Source organism: Microbacterium sp. HMWF026 (assembly GCF_003061325.1).
Lineage (GTDB): Bacteria > Actinomycetota > Actinomycetes > Actinomycetales > Microbacteriaceae > Microbacterium > Microbacterium testaceum_E.
Genome location: NZ_QAJB01000243.1, coordinates 1 through 5,453, shown reverse-complemented (window position 1 = coordinate 5,453; position 5,453 = coordinate 1). Strand labels below are relative to the sequence as shown.

Genomic DNA, 5,453 nt, shown 5'->3' with positions numbered 1-5,453 from the left:
CCCCGCAGCCGCGCGAGGGCTGCGGCGATGTCGTCGGCGGGGTCGGTGGCCATGTCCGAGATTTTACATGTCGCTTGACAAGCATCTGCATTACATGTCACAGTACATCTGTTGTCAGATGACAAGCATCGGCGGATCCCCCGCCGCGAAAGGACACCTCATGAACACCTCTTCCCCTGACCCCGGCGACATCGCCCGCCGGCTCACAACAATCGGACACGCTCTTCACCACCGTCTGCACGAACAGTCGCGCGACGGCGCCCTCCACCCAAAGGCGGTTCGCCTGCTCGGCGCCATCGACGGCCGAGTGGATGCCCACGGGCTCGCCGACCGTCTCACCCGCGGCGGCAAGCGCCTCGACGCCCTGGTCACCCTGGGCCTCATCGTGCGCGACGGCGACGGGTGGCGCCTCACCGACGCGGGCCGCGCGATGCTCGATCGCGTCCAGACCGAACGCGCGGGGCTGCTCGACGGCATCCCCACCGCGGACCTCGAGTCGCTCGCCCGGACGCTCGACCTGCTCGCCGAGAAGCTCGACGTCGACGATCGTCGCGGTCCCCGCGGACGCGGTTCCGCTCGCGGCCCCCGCGACTTCGGCCCCCGCGGTCCGTTCGATCCCCGCGTCGGGTTCGGCCCGCGCGGCGGGTTCGGCCCGCGCGGCGAGCACGCTCCCGGGTCCGGCCCGAACCTGCACCACGGGTTCCGCGTCGGCGAGCGCCCCGGACCGGGCGGCTGCGGGCACCCGGCCGCTCACCCGGGCACCGGATCCGACTCGCCCTCCGGCGACCCGACCTCGTCCGCGTCGTCATGAGCAGCACGAAACGCCGCCGGATCGGGACTTCGCGTCCCCCGGCGGCGTTTCGCAATTAGCGCATCGATTGCGCGTGGTGCAACTGTGTGACGCCTCCCGAGTCCCGTGAGACGTCGCGTGACGCCGTGTGTCGTTCGACGACGTTGCGTGTCATCGGTTTCGGCCCCGCCCCTCCACGGCTCCTAGCGTCGCGTCGACATCCCGCTGAGGAGAGCCGAACCGTGACCACCAGTCCTCCACCCGCGCGCACTGCGACGCGCCCACCCCGCCCTTCCACCAAGCCCAACGGGCAGTGGAAGATCGACGGCACCGCGCCCCTCAACGGCAACGAGGAGTGGAAGCAGGTCGACGACGGGCTCGCGGTGCGCGGACGCATCGAGAACACCTACGCCGCCGGCGGCTTCTCATCCATCGACCCCACCGACCTGCACGGCCGGTTCCGCGTGTGGGGCCTCTACACGCAGCGCAAGCCCGGGATCGACGGGGGCCGCACGGCGACCCTGACGCCCGAAGAGCTCGAGGACGAGTACTTCATGCTGCGCGTGCGCATCGACGGCGGGCAGCTCACCACCGCGCAACTGCGCGTGATCGCCGGCATCTCGCAGGAGTTCGGCCGTGACACCGCGGATCTCACCGACCGCCAGAACATCCAGCTGCACTGGGTCGAGGTCGAGTCGATGCCCGAGATCTGGCGCCGACTCGAGGCCGTCGGCCTCGGCACGACCGAGGCGTGCGGCGACGTGCCGCGCGTGGTGCTCGGCTCTCCCGTTGCGGGCATCTCCGCCGACGAACTGATCGACCCCACTCCGCAGATCGACGAGATCACCAGCCGCTTCATCGGCGACCCGACGCTGTCGAACCTGCCCCGCAAGTTCAAGTCGGCCATCACCGGGCACCCGAGCCAGGACGTCGTGCACGAGATCAACGACGTCGCCTTCGTCGCTCTCGAGCACCCCGACCTCGGCATCGGCTACGACCTATGGGTCGGCGGCGGACTGTCCACCGCCCCGCGCCTGGGCGGACGCCTGGGCGTTTTCGTCGCTCCCGAGCGCGTCGCCGAGGTCTGGCACGGCGTCGCGCAGATCTTCCGCGACTACGGCTACCGGCGCCTGCGCAACAAGGCGCGCCTGAAGTTCCTGCTCGCCGAGTGGGGGACCGAGAAGTTCCGCCAGGTGCTCCAGGACGAATACCTCGGTGACGCCCTGCCCGACGGTCCGGCCGCCCCGAAGCCCGCCACCCCCGGCGACCATGTCGGCATCCACCGTCAGAAGGACGGACGCTTCTACGTCGGCGCGACCCCCGTCGTCGGGCGCGTGTCGGGCACGACGCTGGCCGCCCTGGCCGATCTGATCGAAGCCCACGGGTCGGCGCGACTGCGCACGACGCCGCACCAGAAGGTCGTGATCCTCGACATCCCCGCGGACCGGGTCGAGTCGCTCGTGGCCGGGCTGGACGAGCTGGGTCTGCAGGCCCGCCCGAGCCTCATCCGCCGGGGAACCATCGCGTGCACGGGCATCGAGTTCTGCAAGCTCGCGATCGTCGAGACCAAGGTCAACGCCACGGCCGCGGTTCACGACCTCGAGAAGCGCCTCGCGGGCTTCGACCTGCCGCACCCGATCTCGTTGCACGTGAACGGCTGCCCCAACTCGTGCGCGCGCATCCAGACCGCCGACATCGGCCTGAAGGGCCAGCTCGTCACGATCGACGGCGAGCAGGTGCCCGGTTACCAGGTGCACCTCGGCGGGGGTCTGGCATCCCGAAACCGCGACGAAGCCGGCCTCGGCCGCACCGTCCGCGGACTCAAGGTGGCCGCCGACGGGATCGCGGACTACGTCGACCGCGTCGTGCGGCGGTTCCTCGACGAGCGCGACGCGGCAGCCGACGAGACCTTCGCCCAGTGGGCCCACCGCGCCGACGAGGAGGCCCTGCAGTGAGCGTCTCTCTCGCCCCGCGCGCGACCGCGCGTCGAACGCCCGACGAGCTGAGGGCTCTGGCCGAGCAGGGCGACATCGAGCTGCGCAGCCTCGAGGCCGACGAGGCGAGCCCCGCCGAGGTCGTCGCCTGGGTCGCCCGCCACTTCGCCCCCGAAGCCGCCGCGGTGGCCTGCTCGATGGCGGATGCCGCTCTGCCCCACCTCGTGTCCGCGCAGCTGCCGGATGTCGACGTGCTCTTCCTCGACACCGGGTACCACTTCAGCGAGACCCGCTTCACGCGCGACGAGGTGGACCGCTCTCTCGACGTGCGCGTCGTCGACGTGCTGCCCGCGCAGACGGTCGCGGAACAGGATGCCGAGTTCGGGGCGCAGCTGTACGAGCGCGACCCCGCGCTCTGCTGCGCCCGTCGCAAGGTCGACCCGCTGCAGGGGGCCCTCGGCGGGTACGAGGTGTGGTTCACGGGCGTCCGCCGCGACGAGGCACCCACCCGCACGCGCACTCCCCTGGTCGCCTGGGACGAGCGCAACGGCCTCGTCAAGGTCAACCCGGTCGCCGCGTGGAGCTTCGACGACCTCATCGGCTACGCCACCGACCTCAAGGTGCCGGTCAACCTCCTCCTCACGCACGGCTACCCCTCCATCGGGTGCGAGCCGTGCACCCGGCCGGTCGCCCCCGGCGAAGATCCCCGGTCCGGCCGCTGGGCGGGCCTGTCCAAGACCGAATGCGGGTTGCACACATGAGCGCTGTGTCCACGGCATCCACTGCCCTCTCCACCCTCGACCTGCTCGAGGCCGAGGCGATCCACGTCATCCGCGAGGTCGTCGCCGAGTTCGAGCGGCCCGTGCTGCTGTTCTCGGGCGGCAAGGACTCCGTCGTCGTGCTGCACCTGGCGACCAAGGCGTTCGCCCCGGGGCGCGTGCCGTTCCCCGTGCTTCACGTGGACACGGGGCACAACTTCCCCGAGGTGCTGCGCTTCCGCGACGAGACCGTCGCGCGCCTGGGCCTGCGTCTCGAGGTGGCCCGCGTGCAGGACTACATCGACGACGGCCGCCTGCAGGAGCGCGCCGACGGCACGCGCAACCCGCTGCAGACCCTCCCGCTGCTGGACGCGATCGCCGCCGGTCGCCACGACGCCGTCTTCGGCGGCGCGCGCCGCGACGAGGACAAGGCGCGCGCCAAGGAACGCATCATCTCGCTGCGCGACGAGTTCGGGCAGTGGGACCCGCGCAACCAGCGCCCCGAGCTGTGGAGCCTGTACAACGGCCGTCACACCCCGGGTCAGCACGTGCGCGCCTTCCCGATCTCGAACTGGACCGAGCTCGACATCTGGCGCTACATCGAGCGCGAGGACATCGCGCTGCCGCCGCTGTACTTCGCGCACGAGCGCGAGGTGTACCGCCGCGGTGACATGTGGCATCCGGTGGGTCCGTTCTCTCCCCCGCGCGAGGGCGAGCAGGTCGAGGTGCGCACGGTCCGCTATCGCACGGTCGGCGACATGAGCTGCACCGGAGCGGTCGAATCGGATGCCGCCGACCTGGCGTCCATCGTCGCCGAGGTCGCGCGCACCACCATCACCGAGCGCGGGGCCACCCGCGCGGACGACCGCCTCAGCGAGGCGGCCATGGAAGACCGCAAGAAGGACGGGTACTTCTGATGTCGCTCGACACCCTCGAGGCCCCGGTCGCCACGACCGAGCCCACGCTGTTCCGCTTCGCCACCGCGGGGTCCGTCGACGACGGCAAGTCCACGCTGGTGGGACGGCTGCTGCACGATGCCAAGGCCATCCTCGCCGACCAGCTCGAACAGGTCGCACGCACCTCGGCCGACCGCGGTTTCGCCCACGGCGCGTTCGATTTCGCCCTGCTGACCGATGGCCTGCGCGCCGAGCGCGAGCAGGGCATCACCATCGACGTCGCCTACCGGTACTTCGCCACGGGCACGCGGTCGTTCATCCTGGCCGACTGCCCCGGGCACGTGCAGTACACCCGCAACATGGTCACCGGATCGACCACGGCCGACGCGGTCGTGGTGCTCGTCGACGCCCGCGCCGGCGTGGTCGAGCAGACCCGTCGCCACCTCGCCGTGGTCGCTCTACTGCGCGTGCCGCACGTGATCATCGCGGTCAACAAGATCGACCTCGTCGACTTCTCGGCCGACGTCTTCGCCGCGGTCTCGGCCGACGCCCGGGCCGTCGCCGGCGAGCTCGAGATCGACGACCTGCACGTCCTGCCCGTCTCGGCGCTCGAGGGCGACAACATCGTCGACCGCTCCACCCGCACCCCCTGGTACGACGGGCCGGCCCTGCTCGAGCTGCTCGAGACGCTGCCATCGGCCGACGAGACCGCCCGCGGCACCGAACCGCTGCGCCTGCCCGTGCAGACGGTCATCCGCCCGCAGGGCGGACTGTCGCCCGACCTCGCCGCCGATCCCGAGGCCGCCACGGCGCTGCGCGACTACCGCGCGGTCGCCGGACGCATCTCGCGCGGTGCCGTGCGGGTGGGCGACGAGGTCGAGGTGTCGGGATCGGGGCTGCGGACGGTGGTCCGCGGCATCCGGGTCGCGGGGGTCCCCGCTCAGAGCGCCCTCGCTCCGCAGTCGGTCTCGCTCGAGCTCGCCGACGACGTGGATGCCGCCCGCGGCGCCGTCATCGTGAGCGCCGGCACCCTGCCCGCCCCCCGTCGCGAGGCCGACGTCGAGCTGTTCCAGCT

At 71.5% G+C, this 5,453-nt stretch carries 5 protein-coding genes; all 5 read left to right on the top strand.

Annotated features, from left to right (window positions below; translation table 11 throughout):
* The first annotated feature begins 160 nt into the window (after positions 1-160).
* Positions 161-811 (top strand): MarR family winged helix-turn-helix transcriptional regulator, encoded by a 651-nt coding sequence (locus tag DBR36_RS09670; protein ID WP_146185307.1) that lies wholly within the window; start codon positions 161-163, stop codon positions 809-811.
* Between the two features lie 221 nt (positions 812-1,032).
* Positions 1,033-2,745, top strand: coding sequence for a nitrite/sulfite reductase (locus tag DBR36_RS09665; RefSeq protein ID WP_108318895.1), 1,713 nt, complete (start codon positions 1,033-1,035; stop codon positions 2,743-2,745).
* Positions 2,742-3,485, top strand: coding sequence for a phosphoadenylyl-sulfate reductase (locus DBR36_RS09660; protein ID WP_108318893.1), 744 nt, complete (start codon positions 2,742-2,744; stop codon positions 3,483-3,485). Before DBR36_RS09665 ends, DBR36_RS09660 begins: the two co-directional genes overlap by 4 nt.
* A complete protein-coding gene (gene cysD / locus DBR36_RS09655) occupies positions 3,482-4,399 on the top strand; it encodes a sulfate adenylyltransferase subunit CysD (RefSeq protein ID WP_258222695.1) in 918 nt (305 codons plus the stop codon). The genes DBR36_RS09660 and cysD overlap by 4 nt, the downstream gene beginning before the upstream one ends.
* Positions 4,399-5,453: sulfate adenylyltransferase subunit 1 (locus DBR36_RS09650; RefSeq protein WP_108318889.1), on the top strand; the 1,055-nt coding region annotated here is incomplete at its 3' end. The genes cysD and DBR36_RS09650, both read left to right, overlap by 1 nt.